The organism is Streptomyces sp. 17_S59, assembly GCF_056930295.1.
On the sequence record NZ_JBXOWD010000001.1, the window covers coordinates 3,717,050 to 3,737,175 of the forward strand.

At 72.7% G+C, this 20,126-nt stretch carries 18 protein-coding genes, 1 tRNA gene and 1 other RNA gene; 11 read left to right on the forward strand and 9 right to left on the reverse strand.

Annotation, left to right across the window (positions count from 1 at the left end; genetic code table 11):
- Positions 1-150 precede the first annotated feature (150 nt).
- The 3 genes from AC1Z4A_RS16570 to AC1Z4A_RS16580 form a co-directional block, all read right to left on the reverse strand.
- A complete protein-coding gene (locus tag AC1Z4A_RS16570) occupies positions 151-576 on the reverse strand; it encodes a hypothetical protein (RefSeq protein ID WP_483679696.1) in 426 nt (141 codons plus the stop codon).
- Positions 573-851 (reverse strand): CopG family transcriptional regulator, encoded by a 279-nt coding sequence (locus tag AC1Z4A_RS16575; protein WP_483679697.1) that lies wholly within the window; start codon positions 849-851, stop codon positions 573-575. The genes AC1Z4A_RS16570 and AC1Z4A_RS16575 overlap by 4 nt, the downstream gene beginning before the upstream one ends.
- Before the next feature lie 171 nt (positions 852-1,022).
- Positions 1,023-1,110: transfer RNA gene (locus AC1Z4A_RS16580), tRNA-Ser, on the reverse strand.
- A 111-nt stretch (positions 1,111-1,221) separates the two neighbouring features.
- On the opposite strand from AC1Z4A_RS16580, the gene ffs reads away from it, so the two are divergent.
- The 10 genes from ffs (at position 1,222) to AC1Z4A_RS16630 (ending at position 11,371) form a co-directional block, all read left to right on the forward strand.
- Positions 1,222-1,316: signal recognition particle sRNA small type (ffs, locus tag AC1Z4A_RS16585), an RNA gene on the forward strand.
- Positions 1,317-1,422: 106 nt separating this feature from the next.
- A complete protein-coding gene (locus AC1Z4A_RS16590; RefSeq protein WP_483679699.1) occupies positions 1,423-3,615 on the forward strand; it encodes a DNA polymerase III subunit gamma and tau in 2,193 nt (730 codons plus the stop codon).
- Between the two features lie 181 nt (positions 3,616-3,796).
- The gene (locus tag AC1Z4A_RS16595; RefSeq protein ID WP_483679701.1) at positions 3,797-4,141 is read left to right on the forward strand and encodes a YbaB/EbfC family nucleoid-associated protein; all 345 of its coding nucleotides are present in this window, start codon (positions 3,797-3,799) and stop codon (positions 4,139-4,141) included.
- Between the two features lie 50 nt (positions 4,142-4,191).
- The gene (gene recR / locus AC1Z4A_RS16600; RefSeq protein ID WP_483679702.1) at positions 4,192-4,791 is read left to right on the forward strand and encodes a recombination mediator RecR; all 600 of its coding nucleotides are present in this window, start codon (positions 4,192-4,194) and stop codon (positions 4,789-4,791) included.
- Positions 4,784-5,476, forward strand: a complete 693-nt coding sequence (locus tag AC1Z4A_RS16605) for a DUF5063 domain-containing protein (protein ID WP_483679704.1) — start codon at positions 4,784-4,786, stop codon at positions 5,474-5,476. The genes recR and AC1Z4A_RS16605 overlap by 8 nt, the downstream gene beginning before the upstream one ends.
- Before the next feature lie 178 nt (positions 5,477-5,654).
- On the forward strand, positions 5,655-6,926 hold the full coding sequence (locus AC1Z4A_RS16610) for an aspartate kinase (protein WP_483679705.1): 1,272 nt from the start codon (positions 5,655-5,657) through the stop codon (positions 6,924-6,926).
- The gene (locus AC1Z4A_RS16615; protein WP_483679707.1) at positions 6,923-8,080 is read left to right on the forward strand and encodes an aspartate-semialdehyde dehydrogenase; all 1,158 of its coding nucleotides are present in this window, start codon (positions 6,923-6,925) and stop codon (positions 8,078-8,080) included. The genes AC1Z4A_RS16610 and AC1Z4A_RS16615 overlap by 4 nt, the downstream gene beginning before the upstream one ends.
- 296 nt (positions 8,081-8,376) lie before the next feature.
- Positions 8,377-9,087 carry a SigE family RNA polymerase sigma factor gene (locus tag AC1Z4A_RS16620; protein ID WP_483679709.1) on the forward strand — a complete coding sequence of 237 codons (711 nt, stop codon included), beginning with the start codon at positions 8,377-8,379 and terminating at the stop codon, positions 9,085-9,087.
- Positions 9,084-10,352, forward strand: coding sequence for a hypothetical protein (locus AC1Z4A_RS16625; protein ID WP_483679711.1), 1,269 nt, complete (start codon positions 9,084-9,086; stop codon positions 10,350-10,352). Before AC1Z4A_RS16620 ends, AC1Z4A_RS16625 begins: the two co-directional genes overlap by 4 nt.
- 164 nt (positions 10,353-10,516) lie before the next feature.
- A complete protein-coding gene (locus tag AC1Z4A_RS16630) occupies positions 10,517-11,371 on the forward strand; it encodes an SURF1 family protein (RefSeq protein WP_483679713.1) in 855 nt (284 codons plus the stop codon).
- Here AC1Z4A_RS16630 and AC1Z4A_RS16635 read toward each other — a convergent pair.
- The gene (locus AC1Z4A_RS16635) at positions 11,283-13,100 is read right to left on the reverse strand and encodes a S9 family peptidase (RefSeq protein ID WP_483683612.1); all 1,818 of its coding nucleotides are present in this window, start codon (positions 13,098-13,100) and stop codon (positions 11,283-11,285) included. The two genes, AC1Z4A_RS16630 and AC1Z4A_RS16635, sit on opposite strands and share 89 nt — an antisense overlap.
- A 269-nt stretch (positions 13,101-13,369) precedes the next feature.
- Here AC1Z4A_RS16635 and AC1Z4A_RS16640 point away from each other — a divergent pair, with 269 nt between their 5' ends.
- Positions 13,370-14,338 (forward strand): GlxA family transcriptional regulator, encoded by a 969-nt coding sequence (locus AC1Z4A_RS16640; RefSeq protein WP_483679715.1) that lies wholly within the window; start codon positions 13,370-13,372, stop codon positions 14,336-14,338.
- A 56-nt stretch (positions 14,339-14,394) separates the two neighbouring features.
- Here the strand turns inward: AC1Z4A_RS16640 and AC1Z4A_RS16645 are convergent, their stop codons facing one another.
- The 5 genes from AC1Z4A_RS16645 to AC1Z4A_RS16665 form a co-directional block, all read right to left on the reverse strand.
- Positions 14,395-14,961, reverse strand: coding sequence for a hypothetical protein (locus AC1Z4A_RS16645; RefSeq protein WP_483679717.1), 567 nt, complete (start codon positions 14,959-14,961; stop codon positions 14,395-14,397).
- Between the two features lie 183 nt (positions 14,962-15,144).
- Positions 15,145-16,335: a rod shape-determining protein RodA gene (gene rodA / locus AC1Z4A_RS16650; RefSeq protein WP_483679718.1), complete on the reverse strand. Its 1,191-nt coding sequence runs from the start codon at positions 16,333-16,335 to the stop codon at positions 15,145-15,147.
- 74 nt (positions 16,336-16,409) lie between these two features.
- Positions 16,410-17,993, reverse strand: coding sequence for an LCP family protein (locus AC1Z4A_RS16655; RefSeq protein WP_483679720.1), 1,584 nt, complete (start codon positions 17,991-17,993; stop codon positions 16,410-16,412).
- Positions 17,986-18,531, reverse strand: a complete 546-nt coding sequence (locus AC1Z4A_RS16660) for a DUF6542 domain-containing protein (RefSeq protein ID WP_483679721.1) — start codon at positions 18,529-18,531, stop codon at positions 17,986-17,988. Before AC1Z4A_RS16660 ends, AC1Z4A_RS16655 begins: the two co-directional genes overlap by 8 nt.
- Before the next feature lie 105 nt (positions 18,532-18,636).
- Positions 18,637-20,097 (reverse strand): aminotransferase-like domain-containing protein, encoded by a 1,461-nt coding sequence (locus AC1Z4A_RS16665; protein WP_483679722.1) that lies wholly within the window; start codon positions 20,095-20,097, stop codon positions 18,637-18,639.
- Positions 20,098-20,126: the final 29 nt, after the last annotated feature.

Consider the following 20,126-nt stretch of genomic DNA (forward strand, 5'->3'; position numbering starts at 1 on the left):
GGTTGCCCCCAACACGCTTTCCAGGTCTTCGTCTTGGGGTACAGCCATGTACGGGGGAGTCCTGACCTGCGTGGCCCCGAGGCAGGTTGACCTTCCGAACGGCCGCGGACGTACGTGAATGAGACCGGAACCGAAACCGGGAGTGCGGGGTCACACCCTCTTGACGACGATGGACTCGGGTACCAGCTTCTCCAGATCATCCACATCCGAGGTGAAGACGGTGACCTGGCCCTTCTGCTGCCGCGCGATGACCGCCAGCACCGCGTCGATCGCGTACTTGTGGCCGTGCAACTTGGCGTCGGCCAGGAGCCTCCGGGCCTGTCGGGCCTCGTCCTTTCCGATATCGGCGACTTGGAGCCGGGACAGCACCCAGTCCCAGCGCTGTCCGGTGGTTCTGCCGTCGTACGCCTCGACCAGTGCCATCGGAGACGTCACCACCTCGGCCTCCCCCCGGGCTGCGAGGTCGATCCAGGCGATCATCTTCCTGTCGCCGCGCACGGCCAGGGACAGTGCCTCGCAGTCGAGTACGAAGACGCGCAGTGGCCGCTGCCTGTGCTCCCCCGTCCGCTTCTTCACGCGGCTTCCCCGGCGTCGCGCCCTCCGGCGACGCGGCGGCGATCGTGCTCGGCGTCGAGATCATCCAGCTCCTCGAGCATTGCCGCGCGCTCGTCCTCGGCTACCGGGCCGTGTTCCTCCTGGAGCCAGTCGGACAGCTCCCGCAGCCGGTCCCGGTCGCGCTTGAAGCGCAGCGCCTCGGCGACGTACGCCGACAGGCCCCGCTCGGCTGCCTCCGGGCGGATCTCGTCCAGGAGATCCTCGGGGATCGTCACCGTTACTTTCTTGGTCGCCATATAACAGACCATACTCCCCGTGTCGCTCCCCATACCGCCTTGCCCGGGGCGGAGAGCGAGGAATCCGGCGGAGTCGGCCGACCGGTGGCTGGGCCGGCGAGTGGGACGCAGAACGTCGAAGGGCCCCACCGCGAACGGTGGGGCCCTTCGACAACGTGCCCGGTGAGGCACTGGCGGAGGATACGAGATTCGAACTCGTGAGGGGTTGCCCCCAACACGCTTTCCAAGCGTGCGCCCTAGGCCTCTAGGCGAATCCTCCGCCGCAAACAATACAAGACGCGGAGCAGTGCTCGCGAACCCGTGCTCCCCCGGTCCCGGGGAAGGGGTCCGGGAGTACCCGAGCACCCCCGGGGATCCGCTAGGGTGGGGGCAAGCCCCTCACGTGGCGCTATCTCACCCAACTCCCCCAGGGCCGGAAGGCAGCAAGGGTAAGTGGGCTCTGGCGGGTGCGTGGGGGGCCCTTGTTTTTGCGGCTGTTCCGCGGCTGTTCTTGCGGCGGGCCGCGTGGGGGCCGGGGTCCGGAATCTGTGACCGAGGCCACTTGTCAGTGGGGCCCGATATCGTCGTAGGTGTGTCGTCCCTCGCGCTCTACCGCCGTTACCGCCCCGAGTCCTTCGCCGAGGTCATCGGGCAGGAGCATGTCACCACCCCGTTGCAGCAGGCGCTGCGGAACAACAGGGTCAATCACGCGTACCTGTTCAGCGGGCCGCGCGGCTGCGGCAAGACGACCAGTGCGCGCATCCTCGCGCGCTGTCTGAACTGTGAGCAGGGGCCGACGCCGACGCCCTGCGGGGAGTGCCAGTCCTGCCTCGACCTCGCGCGCAACGGCCGGGGCTCCATCGACGTCATCGAGATCGACGCCGCCTCGCACGGTGGTGTCGACGACGCCCGTGAGCTGCGGGAGAAGGCCTTCTTCGGGCCCGCCTCCAGCCGGTACAAGATCTACATCATCGACGAGGCCCACATGGTCACCTCGGCGGGCTTCAACGCCCTGCTGAAGGTGGTCGAGGAGCCCCCGGAGCACCTCAAGTTCATCTTCGCGACCACCGAGCCCGAGAAGGTCATCGGCACGATCCGGTCGCGCACTCACCACTACCCGTTCCGGCTGGTGCCGCCGGGCACCCTGCGCGAATACCTGGGCGAGGTGTGCGAGCGGGAGAAGATCCCGGTCGAGGACGGCGTGCTGCCGCTCGTCGTGCGGGCCGGCGCCGGGTCCGTCCGTGACTCGATGTCCGTCATGGACCAGCTGCTCGCCGGTGCCGCCGAGGACGGTGTGACATACGCCATGGCGACGTCCCTCCTCGGCTACACGGACGGCTCGCTGCTGGACTCCGTCGTCGATGCCTTCGCGGCCGGCGACGGGGCAGCGGCCTTCGAGGTCGTCGACCGCGTCATCGAGGGCGGCAACGACCCCCGGCGGTTCGTGGCCGACCTGCTGGAGCGGCTCCGTGACCTGGTGATCCTCGCCGCGGTGCCCGACGCGGCCGAGAAGGGCCTCATCGACGCCCCCGTGGACGTCGTCGAGCGCATGCAGGCCCAGGCGTCCGTCTTCGGCGCCGGGGAGCTGAGCCGGGCCGCCGACCTGGTCAACGAGGGCCTGACCGAGATGCGCGGCGCCACGTCCCCGCGCCTCCAGCTGGAGCTGATCTGCGCGCGGGTGCTGCTGCCCGCCGCCTTCGACGACGAGCGCTCCGTACGGGCCCGGCTGGACCGCCTGGAGCGCGGTGCCGCCCTCGCCGGTCCGCCCGTCGGCCCGGCCATGGGGTACGTACCGGGGCCCGAGGGGCACGCGCCCGCCGCGGGGCCCGCCGCCGGGCTGTCCGGGCCCGCCGCGGCCCGGGCCGCAGTGGCCGGTGCCGCCCCGGCCGCCCCTGCCGCACCGCCGGTGCCCGTGGAGGCCCCCGCCGCCGCGGTACCGGCTGCACCCGTGCCCGCGGCCGCTCCCGCTCCGGAGGCCCCCGCTGCAGGCGGTTCCCGCCCCGGTGCCTGGCCCGCGGCCGCCGCCCCCGGCGCAGCGCCCGCTTCCCCGGCGCCCGGCGCCTGGCCTGCCGCCGCGCAGACCGCCTCCGCCCCCGCTCCGGCCCCGGCCCCGCAGGCCGGTGCCTGGCCCACCGCCGCCGCGCCCCCCGCGCAAGCTCCTGCCGCCCCCGCCGGTTCCGCCCCCGTGGCGCCGCGGGGCGATGCCGCCCAGGCCCGTCAGCTGTGGCCGAACCTCCTGGAGGCGGTCAAGAACCGCCGCCGTTTCACGTGGATCCTGCTGAGCCAGAACGCCCAGGTCGCCGGCTTCGACGGCACCACCCTCCAGATCGGCTTCTCCAACCCCGGAGCGCGGGACAGCTTTGCCAACGGCGGCAGCGAGGACGTCCTGCGCCAGGCGCTCGGCGACCTCGGCCTGCAGTGGAAGACGGAACTGGTCGTCGACCCCTCCGGCGGCGCCACCCCGCCCGGCGGCGGCTTCGGCGGCGGCGCCCCCGCGGCGCCCGCCTACGCCCGTCCCCAGGCCCCGGCGCCCCAGGCACCGGCCCCGGCGCCCGCCTCCCGGCAGGCGCCCGCCGCGCCCGCGCCCCAGCAGCACCCGGCCCCGTCCGGCCCCCCTGCCGCCCCCGCGCAGCAGTACCGGGAGCCGGAGCCCCCGCCCGTCCCGCTCGAGGACGACGTCCCCGCCGAGGACGATCCCGACCTCGACGACACCGCCCTGAGCGGCCACGACCTGATCGTGCGCGAGCTGGGCGCGACGGTCATCGAAGAGATCGCCAACGAATAGGGCGGGCAGCAGGGCAAGCAGTCGGCGGGGACGGGGGCCGGGGTGCCTCCGGGCGGCCCGGCCCCCGTCCCCGTTCTCCTTCCTGCGGCGTAGGGCGCGCCGCCCGGGGAGCACGTAGGCTCGGGCTACCGAAGCAGTACGAAGCAAAAGTGCAAGAGTTGTCGACAGCAGGAGCGAAACCGTGTTTCCCGGTGGTGGCCAGCCCAACATGCAGCAGTTGCTTCAGCAGGCCCAGAAGATGCAGCAGGACCTCGCGCAGGCCCAGGAGGAGCTGGCGCGGACCCTCGTCGAGGGCACCGCGGGCGGTGGTCTGGTGAAGGCCACGGTCAGTGGCGCCGGAGAGCTTCAGGGCCTGGTCATCGACCCCAAGGCAGTGGACCCGGAGGACACCGAGACCCTCGCCGACCTGGTCCTGGCGGCCGTGCGCGACGCCAATGCGACCGCCCAGCAGCTCCAGCAGCAGAAGCTCGGCCCGCTCGCACAGGGCCTGGGCGGCGGCAGCGGCATCCCCGGTCTGCCGTTCTGACCCTCCCGAATCCCTCCGCAGACCTCTGACCCCGAAGGAGAACCCGGTCCGTGTACGAAGGCGTGGTCCAGGACCTCATCGACGAGCTGGGCAGGCTGCCCGGCGTCGGTCCCAAGAGCGCGCAGCGGATCGCCTTCCACATCCTCCAGGCCGAACCGGCCGACGTCCGTCGGCTGGCTCACGCGCTGACCGAGGTGAAGGAGAAGGTCCGGTTCTGCGCGGTCTGTGGCAACGTGGCGCAGGAGGAGCGGTGCCGGGTCTGCCAGGACCCGCGCCGCGACCCTGCCGTCATCTGCGTCGTGGAGGAGCCCAAGGACGTCGTCGCGATTGAGCGGACGCGGGAGTTCCGTGGCCGGTACCACGTGCTCGGCGGGGCGATCAGCCCCATCGAGGGCGTGGGCCCGGACGACCTCCGCATCCGTGAGCTGCTGGCCAGGCTGGCGGACGGCTCGGTCACCGAGCTGATCCTGGCCACGGACCCCAACCTCGAGGGCGAGGCCACGGCCACGTACCTCGCGCGTATGGTCAAGCCCATGGGGCTGAAGGTCACCAGGCTGGCCAGCGGGCTGCCTGTGGGCGGGGATCTCGAATACGCCGACGAGGTCACGCTCGGGCGTGCCTTCGAAGGGAGAAGACTTCTCGATGTCTGACGCAACCCTGCACGATGCGAAGCGCGACCCGGACGACTTCGCGGTCTCTCTCGCGGATTCGATCGAGAGCTTCATCGTGGCCGTCACCGAGGTGTCCCGCGGTGACGAGCCCGCCAGCGCCGTTCCCTTCCTGCTGCTGGAGGTCTCGCAGCTGCTGCTGACCGGCGGCCGGCTGGGTGCGCACGAGGACTTCGTCCCGGACGAGCGGTACGAGCCCGACGTCGGCCCCGAGCCGGACGTCGACGAGCTGCGCGAGCGCTTCGCGGCCATGCTCGACCCGGTCGACGTCTACTCGGAGGTCTTCGACCCGTACGTCCCGCGGACCATGCCCGTGGCGTCGCGCATCTCCGACGACCTCGCGGACATCATCACCGACCTGCGGCACGGCATGGCCCACTACCGCGACGGCCGGGTCACCGAGGCCCTGTGGTGGTGGCAGTTCTCCTACCTGTCGAACTGGGGCCCGACGGCCTCCGCCTGTCTGCGCGCCCTCCAGTCGCTCGTCGCGCACGTCCGCCTCGACCAGCCGCTGGACGAGCTGGACGGGCTGGACACGGACGCGGTCGGCACGGAGGAGCAGCTGGCCGAGGAGGCCGGGCGGGTCATGGCCGCGGAGATCGGCGGGCCGATGGGGCTGCGGACGAAAACGAAGACGAAGGCGAAGGCGAAGACGAAGGGGTCCTGATCCGGGCCACGTCCTGATCCGGACCGCGTCCCGACCCGGGCCGACCTGGCTCGGCTGACCGGCCCCCGGTTCCGGGGCCGCCGGTCTCACCATGCGGTATGCCCGGGGCCGATTCCCGGCCCTCGTTAGACTCGGTCCCGACCGCATTTACGCATACGTATAGCTGCGAGGAGCGCACGTGGGCCTTGTCGTGCAGAAGTACGGAGGCTCCTCCGTTGCCGATGCCGAGGGCATCAAGCGGGTCGCCAAGCGAGTCGTGGAAGCCAAGAAGAACGGCCACCAGGTGGTCGTCGTGGTTTCCGCGATGGGCGACACGACGGACGAGTTGATCGATCTCGCCGCGCAGGTTTCCCCGATTCCTGCCGGGCGCGAGTTCGACATGCTGCTGACCGCCGGAGAACGGATCTCCATGGCCCTGCTGGCGATGGCGATCAAAAACCTCGGTCACGAGGCACAGTCGTTCACCGGCAGCCAGGCCGGGGTCATCACCGACTCGGTCCACAACAAAGCGCGCATCATCGATGTCACGCCGGGCCGGATCCAGCAGTCCGTCGACGCGGGCAACATCGCGATCGTGGCCGGCTTCCAGGGTGTGTCCCAGGACAAGAAGGACATCACCACCCTGGGCCGGGGCGGCAGCGACACCACCGCCGTCGCCCTGGCGGCCGCGCTGAACGCCGAGGTCTGCGAGATCTACACGGACGTCGACGGCGTCTTCACCGCCGACCCGCGGGTCGTGAAGAAGGCCCGCAAGATCGACTGGATCGCGTTCGAGGACATGCTGGAGCTGGCCAGCTCCGGCTCCAAGGTGCTGCTGCACCGCTGCGTCGAGTACGCACGCCGTTACAACATCCCGATCCACGTCCGTTCGTCCTTCTCCGGGCTGAAGGGCACCTGGGTCAGCAACGAGCCGCAAGGGGACCAGCCGATGGAGCAGGCGATCATCTCCGGTGTCGCGCACGACACCTCCGAGGCCAAGGTCACGGTCGTCGGTGTGCCCGACAAGCCGGGCGAGGCCGCGACGATCTTCCGCGCGATCGCGGACGCCGACATCAACATCGACATGGTCGTCCAGAACGTCTCGGCGGCGTCCACCGGGCTGACCGACATCTCCTTCACCCTCCCGAAGACCGAGGGCCACAAGGCGATCGAGGCGCTGGAGAAGACGAAGCCGGGCGTGGGCTTCGACTCGCTGCGCTACGACGACCAGATCGCCAAGATTTCGCTGGTCGGTGCCGGGATGAAGACCAACCCGGGCGTCACGGCCACGTTCTTCGAGGCGCTGTCGAACGCCGGGGTGAACATCGAGCTGATCTCGACCTCCGAGATCCGCATCTCGGTCGTCACCCGTGCCGACGACGTGAACGAAGCCGTCCGCGCCGTCCACACGGCCTTCGGCCTGGACAGCGAGAACGACGAGGCGGTCGTCTACGGAGGCACCGGCCGATGACGGCCGGCCATCCGGACGGCTCCGGCAGCCGCCCTGCGGGCGGGGTGCCGGGGCTGCCGGGTGGTGCCCCCGCGGCCGGCGGGCCCGGTGCCGACCGGGCCGGCCGGCCCACGCTCGCCGTCGTCGGGGCGACCGGCGTCGTCGGCGGCGTGCTGCTGGGGATCCTCTCCCAGCACGCAGACATATGGGGCGAGATCCGGCTGATTGCCTCCCCGCGTTCGGCGGGCCGGAAGCTGACCGTCCGGGGCGAGGAGACCGAGGTCCTCGCGCTGGACGAGGACGTGTTCCAGGGCGTCGACGTCGCGGTTTTCGACGTGCCGGACGAGGTCTCCGCGCGGTGGGCGCCGATCGCCGTGGCCAAGGGCGCGGTGGTCGTGGACAACTCGGCCGCGTTCCGGATGGACCCGGAGGTCCCGCTGGTCGTGCCCGAAGTGAATGCGCACGCCGCCCGGGTCCGCCCGCGCGGGATCGTCGCCGGCCCCGGCTGCACGACGCTGCCGATGATCGTCGCGGTGGGCGCCCTGCACGCCGCGTTCGGGCTGAGCGAGCTGGTCGTCTCCTCGTACCAGGCGGTCTCGGGTGCGGGCAGGGCGGGTGTGGAGGCGCTCCGCGCGCAGCTCGCGGCGGTCGCCGGTACGGAGCTGGGCACGCAGCCCGGGGACGTCCGGCGGGCGGTGGGCGACGGCACGGGGCCGTTCCCGGCGCCGGTGGCGCTGAACGTCGTGCCCTGGGCGGGCTCGCTCGAGGCGGACGGCTGGTCCTCCGAGGAGCTGGGGATCCGCGCCGAGTCGCGCAAGATCCTCGGACTGCCGGACCTGCGCGTGAGCGCGACCTGTGTGCGCGTGCCCGTGATCACCACCGACTCGCTCAGCGTGCACGCGCGGTTCGAGAACGAGGTGACGGTCGAGCGGGCGCACGAGATCCTGGCCAACGCGCCGGGCGTGGTGCTGTGCGACAGCCCGGCCGAGGGGGAGTTCCCCACGCCCGCGGACGCGGTGGGCACCGATCCGGCGTGGGTGGGGCGGGTGCGGCGCGCGCCGGACGACCCCGCCGCGCTCGACTTCTTCGTCTGCGGAGACAATCTCCGGAAGGGCGCGGCCCTCAACGCGGCGCAGATCGCGGAAGCCGTGGCGGCAGAGCTGAGCCCTCCGTAATACTTGGAGGAAGCGTGAAGGAGCTGTGACCAACTTGTTGTGATCAACTCGTTGGTCCAGACCTCTTGAACTGGGCAGACGATCTGTTCGAGGATTCGCTCCCCGCCCATCTGCAACCGCAGCCCGGGCGGGGAGCGTCTTTGTTGCCGTCTCTCGCGGCGGTACCAAATACGGGGCATTGAGGAAGAGCTGGTACGCATGAGGGCACATGGCGCGAAGTCGACCGACGCGTCATCAATCGCCACCGCGATGCCTTGCGCGTACAACCCTGACGGGGGGAAGCGTGTCCAACAGGCGTGGCAGAGGTCATCAGCATCGCAACCGTCCCGAGGCGCAGCAGCGCCCCGGTGCGTCCGCGTTCCGGATCGACGGGCGGTATGCCGGTGATCGCCCCCTGGTCCGCCGCACGCCCCGGGCAGGTCTCGCCGCCCCCGCAGACGGCTCCCGGCGTGTCCCCCCATGTGCCTCCGCAGGCGCCCGCGCATCGTCGGGGCGCTGACGAGGCGATGGCAGCGGGCACCACAGTCGACCACCTCACCGAGACCTACCGCGCCCACTACCGGTCGCTGCTCGGCCTCGCCGCTCTCCTCCTCGACGACACCGCCTCCTGCGAGGACGTGGTGCAGGAGGCGTTCATCCGGGTGCACTCCGCGCGCAACCGCGTGCGGGACCCGGAGAAGACCCTTGCCTACTTGCGGCAGACTGTCGTCAACCTGTCCCGCTCCGCCCTCCGCCGCCGCATCCTCGGACTGAAGCTGCTGTCCAAGCCGATGCCCGACATGGCGAGTGCCGAGGAGGGGGCGTACGAACAGCTGGAGCGCGACCAATTGATCAAAGCGATGCGTGGACTGCAGCGTCGCCAGCGTGAGGTCCTGGTCCTGCGCTACTTCGCCGACATGACCGAGGCCCAGGTCGCCGAGACCCTGGGCCTTTCGCTGGGCTCGGTCAAGGCATACGGCTCGCGGGGCATCGCTGCGCTCCGGATCGCCATGGAGGCGCCGGTATGAGCCACCGCGAACCGGGCGGTTCCGGCATGCCCGAAAACCGGGACGCAGACGGGTCCGACGGCGGGTACGGCCACCGGGACGGCGAGGGCCGCGACGGCCGCCGCCCCGAACCCTTCGAACCCTTCGAGCACTTCGACAAGTCCGGGCTCTTCGCCGGATCCGGGAGCTTCGACGGACCCGGCGAGCCCGGCGTGACCGGCGTGCCCGGTGATGCCGACCGGCTGGACGAGCGGGCGCTCGACGAGCAGGCGCTGCGCCGGCTCCTCCAGGGGGCCGTCGGCGACCTGGAGCCCTCCGCCGATGCGCTGGAGCGGCTGCGGAGCGCCGTCCCGGCCCGGCGCACCCGGCGGCGGCAGGCCGTCGTGGGAGCCGCTGCCGCGGTGCTCCTGGGTGCCAGCGCGCTGCCCGTCCTCATCCACGCCGCCACCACCGGCAGCAGCACCGCCGAGGACCGCCCGGCCAACGCCGCCAGCAGCCACCGGCACCCGCACGACACGGTCGACGGACACCCCCGGGACCCGGTCGGCACGGACGACTCCGGCACGGGGGACGGCGACGCCGCCGGCCCGGGCGAGAGCAGGCACGGCGAGAAGCCGAAGGGCAAGGACCGCAAGCAGGACGGCGGCACCTCGGGCCCCATGGGCTCGGCGGGCGGCGGCACGACGGCCGACCCCGGCCCGACCCTGGCCGCGGCCTCGCCGACGTGCGACCGCGACCAGCTCGGCCAGGGCGTCGGCTCGGTCGGCCCCGCCGACAAGAACGGCCGCGTCTACGGCGCCTTCCGGGTCGTCAACGTCTCCCGGTCCGTCTGCACGGTCGGCGGCCCCGGCGAGGTCATCGCCCACCCCAAGGGCGGTGCGGAGAGCTCGCGGGTCTCGGTCGTGGACCACACGGCGGGCGACGCCGCCCCCGGCCTGCCCGACCCGGCCACCGAGCCCAGCCAGGTGATCCTGCAGCCCGGCCAGGCGTACGAGATCAAGTTCGCCTGGATCCCGTCCGCCAACGGCGGCCCCAGCGGCTGCTCCAGGCCCGCGGGCGTCACCTCCGCCACCCCGGCGTCGGCCTCCCCCTCGGCGGCCCCCGGAACGGCGGCCGCGGAGAAGCCGCAGCCGCAGGACACCCCTCCGCCCAGCCCCCCGGCGAGCGTCGTCCTCAGCCACACCCCGGACGTGGGCGAGCCCAAGGCCGTGGAGACGACCATCCCGGACGCCTGCGCAGGCACGGTCTACCGCACGGGCCCCCTGACGGAGGCACCGGAGAAGTAGGGCTCACGGGAACTTGGGGCTCTGGGCCTTGGGCCTCGGGCCTCGGGCATTCCTCGGGCCTTGGGGGGGGCTCCCCCCGCCCCCACCCCCCTCCCGCCCCTCCCCCTGCCCCCCGCCCCCGCCCCGCCGGACTGCCGTCGTCGGCGTGCCCGTACCGTGGTGGTGTGTATCGGTTCCTGCTGACTCCCCGCTGGTGGGGGATCAACGTGTTCACCGTGCTGGCCATCCCGTTCTGCCTGTTCATGGGCAGCTGGCAGCTCGGTCGCTTCGAGACGCGGGTCGACTCGCACCGGGAGCAGCAGACCCAGGCCGAGGACGCCCGCACCTCCGCCGCGGCACCGCTGGGCGACCTGCTGCCCGTGAGCACCGAGACCTCCGGCCGGCAGGCCAGTGCGTCCGGGCGGTACGACACCGAGCACCAACTGCTCGTCCCCGACCGGGACCTGGACGAGCGCAAGGGCTTCTACGTCCTGACCATGCTGCGCACCGACGGCGGCAAGGCGCTGCCCGTCGTCCGGGGCTGGCTGCCCGGCGACGCCGGGTCCAGGGCCGACACCGCCGGGATCCCGGCCCCGCCGGCCGGCCGGGTCACCGTGACCGGGGCGCTGCAGTCCTCGGAGAGCCCCACCTCCAAGGGCGTGCGGGCGGCGGGCGGGCTGCCCGCCGGCCAGCTCGGTGTGATCAGCGCCGCCTCGCTGGTCAACCTCGTGCCGTACGACGTGTACGACGCGTGGGTCACCGTGTCGAAGGCCGCGGCGCCCCTGACCGCGGTGCCCGCGGCCGCCGCCCCCAACAGCGGCCTGGACCTCAAGGCGTTCCAGAACCTCGGCTACACCGGCGAGTGGTTCGTCTTCGCGGGCTTCGTCGTCTTCATGTGGTTCCGGCTGTTCCGCCGAGAGGCCGAGGCCGCCCGGGATCTCGCGCTGGGGATCAGCCCCGAGGACCTGGAAGGCCCCGGCCGTCCCGGTGACGGCCCAGATGGCGATCGGCAAACGCGATCTCCATCCGGAGCTGCTTGATCCGCTCCTCCACCACCAGCGAGCCGTGGCCCGCGTCGTACCGGTACACCTCGTGCGGGTGGCCGCGCTGCTCGAGCCGCTCCACGTAGTTCTCGATCTGGCGTATCGGGCAGCGCGGGTCGTTCACCCCGGCGGAGATGTAGACGGGCGCCCGGACCTGGTCGACGTACGTCAGCGGTGACGAGGCCGCGAAGCGCTCGGGCACCTCCTCCGGCGTGCCGCCCAGCAGGGTGCGGTCCAGGGCCTTCAGCGCCTCCATCTCGTCGTGGTAGGCCGTGACGTAGTCCGCGACCGGCACCGCGGCCAGCCCCAGCGCCCAGGCTCCGGGCTGGGTGCCCAGGCCCAGCAGCGTCAGATAGCCGCCCCACGAGCCGCCCGCCAGCACCAGCCGCTCGGGGTCGGCGAGGCCGGAGGCCACGGCCCACTCCCGCACCGCCGCGATGTCCTCCAGCTCGATCAGGCCGACGCGGTGCTTGAGGGCGTCCGTCCAGGCGCGCCCGTAGCCCGTGGAGCCGCGGTAGTTGACGCGCACGACCGCGTACCCGTGGTCCACCCAGGCCGCCGGGGCGGCGGCGAAGGCGTCGCTGTCGTGCCAGGTCGGGCCGCCGTGGATGTCGAAGACGGTCGGGAACGGGCCCTCGCCCGCGGGCTTCTGCACCAGCGCGTGCACCTTGCCGCCCGGCCCCTCGACCCAGGCGTCGGTCACCGGCACGGAGTCCGGGGCCTGCGCCGTGCCGTGCGGCGGCGCCGGCGGGTCCAGTACGACGTGCCCGGCCGTGGACCGCACCACCGGGGGCTTGGCGGCGGAGGACCACAGGAACTCCACCGTCCCGTCCGGGCGGGGGAGCGCCCCGGAGACCGTGCCCGAGGGGGTGTCGAGGCGGGTCAGCTCGCCGCCGGCCAGCTCGTACCGCCACAGCTCGCTGCGTGCCTGGTGGCTGTGGTCGATCAGCAGGGCGGTGCCGTCCGGATACCAGTCGGCGTCCAGGTCGCCGGGCAGGTCGATGGCGAGCGTGGTCTCCTCGCCCGTCACCGCGTCCCACAGCATCGGCTCCCAGCGGCCGCGCCGCTGGTGCCCGACGAGCAGCCGGGAGTCCCCCTCGACCGGGGCGAAGCCCATCGCGGACAGGCCCAGCTCCTCGGTGCCGCCCCGGGTGTCGTCCAGCTCGCCCACCGTGGTGCCGTCCGTCCGGACGACCCGGATCGCGTAGTGCATCGCGTCGCCGTGCTCGGTGTGCTCGATCGCTATGAGCGAGCCGTCACGGGAGAGGTCGGCGACGCCCACGGACTGCGGGTGCCGGTAGATCTCCACCGGCTCGTGCCCGGGCCGCACGACGTGCACCGACGAGCCGCCCTTGTCCGTGGACCGTCCGACGACCGCCGTGCCGTCCCGGCCCAGGGCCAGCCCGTCCGGGTACGAGGGCTCGAGGCCGGGCGTGGCCGGCTCGTCCTCCCCGCCGTGGAACGGCTGCCGCACCCAGACGCCGAACTCGTCCCCGTCGGTGTCCGAGAACCACCAGATCCACTCGCCGTCGGGCGAGAGCACCCCGCCCGTCGTGCCGTTCGGCCGGTCGGTGACCTGCCGCTGCCCGCCGGTGGCCCGGTCCCAGGCGTACAACTCGAAGGTGCCCGTGGCGTTCGACGTGAACAGCGCCCGGTCCGGCGCGTCCTCCGCCCATTTCGGCAGCCCCACGCGCGGCGCCCGGAAGCGCATCTCCCAGTCGGGCATGGCCGTATCGCCCCGCGGGGACCCGTTGCTCTCAGTCATGCCCCCCATTCTGCGCCGAATGGCTGACAGCTCGTGGGTGAGCGCCACAGCCTGTGGATTACCCGGCGGTTGTGAACAACTCGCTCACCCGGTCGAGGGGCGGGCTCCCGCCGATGGCCGGACCCCGGGTGAGCGACGACCGGCCGGAATGTCGGCCGATGTGATCAACTTATGGACGGCCGGAGTGGCGCCCCGGTGGCGCGGACGGCGCGCGCCATACCGTTCCCGGCATGAAGATCTCGGTGCTGGTCGTCGACGGAGTCTTCGATTCCGGCCTCGCCTCGGTACTGGACGTCCTTCGGACCGCCAACGAGCTGCGCAGCGAGCTTCCGCAGCCTCCGCCGCCGTGGCGGGTGAGCTGCGTCGCCCCGCGCGGCCCGGTGCGCACGGCCGCCGGGCACGTCGTGGAGACCGTCGACCCCGGCACGGTCGGCAGCCTGGGCCTGCTGGTCGTCCCGGGCGTCGGCCGCAGGCCGCCGAAGTCGCTCGCCGAGTGGCTGGGCGCGCCCGCGCAGCGGCAGGTGTGCGAGGCGGTCGCGCGCACCCGCGCCGAGGGCGTGCCGCTGGCCGCCGCCTGTACGGGCACCTTCGTGCTCGCCGAGAGCGGAGTGCTGGACGGGCTGCTGGCGACCACCAGTTGGTGGCTGGCACCGGCCTTCCGGCAGCGCTACCCCCGGGTGGACCTGGACGAGACCCGCCTGCTCGCCCACGCCGACGGCATCACCACGGCCGGAGCCGCCATGGCCCACCTGGACCTCGCCCTCTGTCTCGTCCGGCGCGTCAGCCCCGCCCTCGCCGACCTCACGGCGCGCTATCTGGTGGCCGACAGCCGCCCCACGCAGGCGAGTTACGCCCTGCCCAGCCACCTGGCCCGCGCCGACCCCACCGTCGGCTCCTACGAGCGCTGGCTGCGCAAGCACCTCGACCGCCCCCTGCGCATCGCCGATGCGGCCCGTGCACTCGGCACCAGCGAGCGCACCCTCCAGCGCTCCCTGGACCGCGTGCTGGGCGTCTCACCCCTGCGGTTCGCCCAGAGCGTCCGCCTCGAACAGGCCGCACACCTGCTGCGCACCACGGACCTGCCGACCGACGCGGTGGCCCGCCGCGTGGGCTACGAGAACGCGACGACGCTCGCCACGCTCCTGAAGGAGCGCCTCGCCACGACCCCCGGCCGGCTGCGCCGCCAGGCGGTCCACTGAGCCGGTCCCGGGCGAAGGGCGCGACGAAGGGCGCAACGAAGGGCGTGCCGTGCGGGTCAGCCGAGCCCGAGCTTGTCCAGCGCGGTGGTCCAGTCGGTCGCGATGGCGCTGCGGGCCGCGTCCAGGGTGACGGTGCGGTTGCAGACGGCGGTCTTGAGCCGGTTCTCGACGCTGTCCTTGTCGGCGGCGGGCTGATCGGCGTAGCGGGGCTCGGGCCAGAGGTTCTTCGGGTCCTTGGGCGCCCCGCCCAGTTCGAGGGGCACCAGGTGGTCCTCCTCGTAATCGGCGGTGTCGGTGTCGCTGTAGCCGTACTCGCCGATCTGACGGATCTTCAGCGGTGTGGTGTACGAGACCGGCGGACGCACGGTCTTGGTCCATCCGGGGACGCAGATCGTGCTGTCGATGGTGTCCTGGGTGACGTCGGGGTTGTACGCGCCGGGCTGGCACGTGGGGTCGGGCAGCGGCAGACGGTCCTGGCTGCAGCTCGCCAGGGAGCGCGGGTGGGGCCGGACGGTCGCGTGGGCGGTGCCGGTGCCCGTCACGGCGAGCGTGACGGTGGTGAGGGCGAGGGAGGCCGCCGTCGCGGCGAGGCGCCGCGGAAGGCGCGGGGGTATGGAGTTCATGGGGGGCTCCGCGTGGTGGACCCGGACCGATTCCGGGCAGACGCGGACATGACATCACTGCCGAACGGCTGTGCGGGAGGTGTGAAAGGTGAACACTCGGCGACCGCACCGTCTTCTTGCCGTCGCATGGCCGCCGCTTGCCCAAGTGGTGGCCAATTCTTGACGGTTGGCCCGGCGGTTGGCTCAAATGCTGCGGGGGCGGGACGAGACCATCCGTACGGACTGCAGGAGCCCGACCGCGATGCAGACGGCGAACATCGAGGACCCGCCGTAGGACACGAACGGCAGGGGAATGCCGGCGACGGGCATGATGCCCAGCGTCATCCCGATGTTCTCGAACGACTGGAAGGCCAGCCAGCACACGACGCCGACGGCCAGCAGCGTGGCGTACGTGTCGCCCGCGCGCCGCGCGATGCGCAGTGCGCGCCACAGGACCAGACCGAGGAGGGCGATGACCGCGCTCGCCCCCAGGAAGCCGAGTTCCTCACCGGCGACCGTGAAGACGAAGTCGGTCTGCTGCTCGGGAACGAAGCCGCCGTTGGTCTGGTAGCCGTGGAAGAGCCCCTGGCCGAGCAGACCGCCCGAGCCGATCGCGATCCGGGCCTGATGGGTGTTGTACCCGACCCCCGCCGGGTCGAGCGCGGGGTCGGCGAAGGACGCGAAGCGATTGAGCTGGTATGTGCTGAGCAGGTGCAGCTCGACCGCCACGACGGCGGCTGCCCCCGCGAGGGCACCCAGAACGGCCAGCTTGCGGCCGGACACCCCGGACGCGAACAGCATGCCCGCAGCAATGGCCATCAGGACCAGACTGGTGCCGAGTTCGTGGCTGGCCATGATGACGGCCGCGGGCAGCGCCACCAGGGCCAGGACGGCCGGCACCCGGCGGGTGGCGGGTGCGCCCGCATCGTGGTTCTCGCCCGGCTCGGCCAGCAGTGCCGCCAGCACCATCACCAGGGCCGGCTTGACGAACTCCGAGGGCTGGAGCGAGAAGCCGCCGCCGAGAACGATCCAGGAGTGGGCTCCGTTGACCGTGCTGGCCAGCGGAGTCAGCACCGTGGCGAGGAACAGCAGGGCCGCCCCGTAGAGAAACGGCGCGTACCCGCGCAGCCTGCGGTAGTCGACCGCGGAGACGGCGGCGCACAGGGCCAGCCCGAGGCCCAGGTTGAGCAGATGCCGCTCGAGGAAGAACTCCGGGTCCGCGCCCAGGGCCTCCTGCCGGTAGCGGGTCGCCGACCAGGCCAGCAGCGCGCCCGTGCCGCCCAGGAGCAGTATCGCGCCCAGCATCACCCAGTCCAGGCGCCGCAGCGGCGAGGAACGGTCCCACAGGCGGATCGCCGGGCGGACGACGGGCGTACGTACGAACGAAGAGTTCACGATCACGACCTCGGATGAGTGATCAGGCGAGCGACCGATGGGTGATCAAGGGGCCGCTGTGCGCGGCACGGCGTTCAGTTGACGCAGGGAATGCCGCCTTCCTTCACCGGCTCGCCCGCGAAGTCGCCGTCCGACACCGACACCGACGGCGGCGGGCCGGACGGGGAGGCCTCCGGGCCCGGGGAGCCGGCCGGGCCGGCGGTGGGTCCGGTGAAGCCCCGGCCCAGGACGACCTGGACGTGCCCGGCCGGGACGGACGAGCTGGTGAGGGGAGCGGCGGTGACGCCCAGGCCGCTCGCTATCCGCCGCGCCGCGTCCTGCGCGCCCTCGCCGTAGACGACGGTGGTCCGGTCCTGCGCCGCGGTGTTGTCCGTCCGGCCCGCGGTGTACCCCGCGGCCGCCAGGGCCTTGAGTTCGTCGGCGGCGGCCCCCGTCCTGCCGGAGCCGTTGAGGACGTCCACGGTGGCCTGCGCCGCCTGCGCCGCCTGCGCCGAAGCGGACGGCTGCGCGCTGCTCGTGCCCGGCGCCGGGGGCGGGCCGCCGCGGCCGATCTTCGCCTGCACGAGGGCCCGGACCTTGTCCTGGTCGACGAGTTCCACGTCCTCGTTGTTGCGCGTGGCGGACCCTTCGGTCGGCAGGGTGTTGAACTCGACCTTGCCGCCGGTGAGGTTGGTGGCCTGCTGGGCGAAGTCGATCACGTTCAGCCTGCTGTCGATGACCAGGTCCTTCTTCACCACCCCGAACAGGCCCTGCAGCTTGCCCAGGTCGTCGAAGACGCCCTGCGTCCTGAGCTTGTGGGTGACGGAGGAGAGGAACGCCTGCTGCCGGTGGGTCCGGTCCAGGTCGCCGCCGTCCAGCCCGTGCCGCTGACGGACGAAGGCCAGTGCCTGCTTGGGGTTCACCTCCTGCAGCCCGGCGGGGAAGTCGGCACCGGAGTAGCGGTCGTGGACCGGGTGCTTCAGGCACACCTGGATCGGCTGGAGCACCTTGGCGATGTCGTAGAACCCCAGCAGATTGACCTCGGCGAAGTGGTCGATCGGCACCCCGAGGAAGCTCTGCACGGTCGCCAGCGTCGCCTCCCTGCCCGCCTCCCGGCTCTGCGCCTCCAGCCCGTCCCCGCGGACGCCCTGCTTGTAGAGCCGCTCGCGGGCGCCGGTGTAGGCGTTGGAGTAGGCCTCCTTGATCTTGTAGTGCCCCTGGGACGAGCCGTCGCCGTTGAAGGTCTGGACGTAGTCGTCCCGGGGGATGGAGAACGCCTGCACCTTTCCGCCGTCGGCGGGGATGTGCATCAGGATCAGGGTGTTGGTGTTGTAGTACCCGATGTCGCTCGACCCCGCGTGCAGCTGGTCCTGGACGAACTCCTTCGGCAGGTCGTTGCCGTTCATGTCCTTGCGGGAGTCGAGACCTATGAGCAGCAGGTTGACCGAGTCGTCGAGGTGCTTGGGCGCGTTCCGCCGGACCTTGTCGAGGGCGTCGGAGGTGTTCAAGCCGTTGGTGATCCAGTGGTACGCGGCCCAGGAGACCCCGCTGGTCGCCAGGACGGCGGCGGAGGCGAGACCGGCCACGATCCGCCCGGTGACGACTGCCTTCGGCGTCCGCCCGCCGCCCCGGCGCCGCCCCGCCCTGCCGCGCCTCCGGGCGCCCTGTTCCTCACGCACCGTTCCTCCTCGAACTCCGCCGGGACCGGATCCCCCGGACGACCAGCACCGCGAGGACGGCGGCCTCGGCCGCCGCCATGGCCGGGAAGGCGTCAACCGCCCAGTGCACCGCCGCGGTTGCGAGCTTTTTGCCGTGGGCCCCGGCCCCGCCGGACAGCTGCTCGGCGATCACCGTGACCGGCGCCACCACCAGCGGCGGGGCGTACGCCACCCACCAGGCGCCCGCCCGCGAGCAGGTCGTGGCCGCCAGGGCCGCCCCGGCGGCCGCCGTGACCACGAAGGCCCACCCGGGCGAGGAGCCGGTCAGCTCGTCCACGGCGATCCCGGCCACCGGCAGCACCAGGGCGACCAGAGCGGTCAGGGCCGCCCTGCGGGCCTGCGCCCGCGATCTTCCGCTTCTCCTGCCGCGGGCCGCCGCCCGGCCCCGCGGGGCCGGCACCCGCGGCGCTCCCTGCGCGAGCGGCCGCGGCGCGGCCGGTTCTTCCGGGGGCCGCGCACCGTCGCGCGGAGAGGCGGCCCGCTGGTCTGCCGTGGGCATTCCGGGTTGCATAGTTGCGCAATGTAGCAAGTGTTGGGCGATCCTCGCCGCTCCCCCTGCTTCTTCGTCGCTTCTCCGTCGCTTCTTCGACCCGGATCGGCCGCCTCAGCAGCCACCGCTCCGAGGCAGTGCGGCCCAGGCCGCCGAGAGGCGGCCGACCAGTTCTGCCGCGGTCTCCGGGGCGAAGGAGTAGGGGAGGCGGATGTAGTCGTCGTGGGCGCCGGTCGCATCCGTCGTGGCGCCCGGGATGACCTCCGCGCCATGGCGCAGTGCCACCTGCGCGTAGATCCGGGCGTCCGTGCCCGGAGGCAACCGGACCCACAGGACGGAGCCTCCCTGCGGTGCCTGCCAGCGCCAGTCCGGAAGCTGCTCGGCCAGCAGCCGGGTCATGGTGGCGAGCCGCTCGCGGAGGATGCGGTCCCGCTCGGGTGCGAGGGCCGGGAGCGCGGGGAGGAGCCGGGCGGCGAGGGCCTGGTCGAGGAGCGGGCTGCCGAGGTCGTCGAGCGCCTTGAGCCGGGCCAGGCGCGCCACGGCGTCCTGCGGCGCGCGGATCCAGCCGATCCGCAGACCGCCCCATACCGCCTTGGCCAGCGAACCCACCGTCAGCACGGTGCCCCCGGCAGGGTGTGCGGCGATCGGAGGCGGAGCCTGCCCGGGCGCGAGAGCCGCTGCGTGGGCGCTGTCCTCGAGGATGGTGACGCCGTGTTCGGCGGCGAGTTCGGCCACCCGGCGGCGGCGTCCGGCGGACATCAGGGTGCCGGTGGGGTTGTGGTAGGTCGGCATGAGGTAGAGCAGCGCGGGCCGGTGTGCGGCGAGCGCGGCGGCGAGCCGGTCGATCCGGATGCCGTCGGAGTCGAGCTCGACGCCGACCAGCCGTGAGCCGGCCGCTCTGAGGGCGTCCAGGCAGCCCGGCCAGCCGGGGGACTCCACGATCGTGGTCGACCCTCGTCCGAGGGACAGCTGGGCGCTCAGGGTGACGGCCTGCGTGGCACCGGTCGTCACCACCACCTGGCCGGGCACGGTCGGCAGGCCGTGCGCGGTGTGGTGGGCGGCGATCGCCGCCCGCAGCGCGGGGAGTCCGGCCGGGTGGTAGCCCGCGTCGAGGAGGAGCCCGGGCAGGTCCTCGCGGACGAGGTCGAGCAGCGCCCCGGCCAGGTCCGGCCCCCCGGCCTCGGCCGCCTGCCCCAGCGAGATGACGTCCGGCGGCTGTGCCACCAGCCGCTGGATCACCGCGGTGGCCTGGCCGCCGCGCACCCGCCCGTCCACCGGGGCCCGCTGGGCCGCGGCTCCTCCCGACACCCGCGTGCCGCTGCCCCGGCGGGTCTCGACCAGGCCCGACCCGCGCAGCGCGTCGTAGGCGGCGACCACCGTCGCCCGGCTGACGGAGAGGGCGTCGGCGAGCCGCCGTTCGGGCGGCAGGCGGTCACCGGTGCGCAGGTCCCCGGACCGTACGGCTCGGACGAACGCTTCGGTGAGCCGCCGGTACAGCGGCCCCTCGGCCGAACTCCAGTCGCCCAGCAGGTCGATCAGCTCGGCCGGCTCGGACGTCTCACGATTCCGGTCCACTTTTCCCTCCATTGGCACGGGAGTACGAA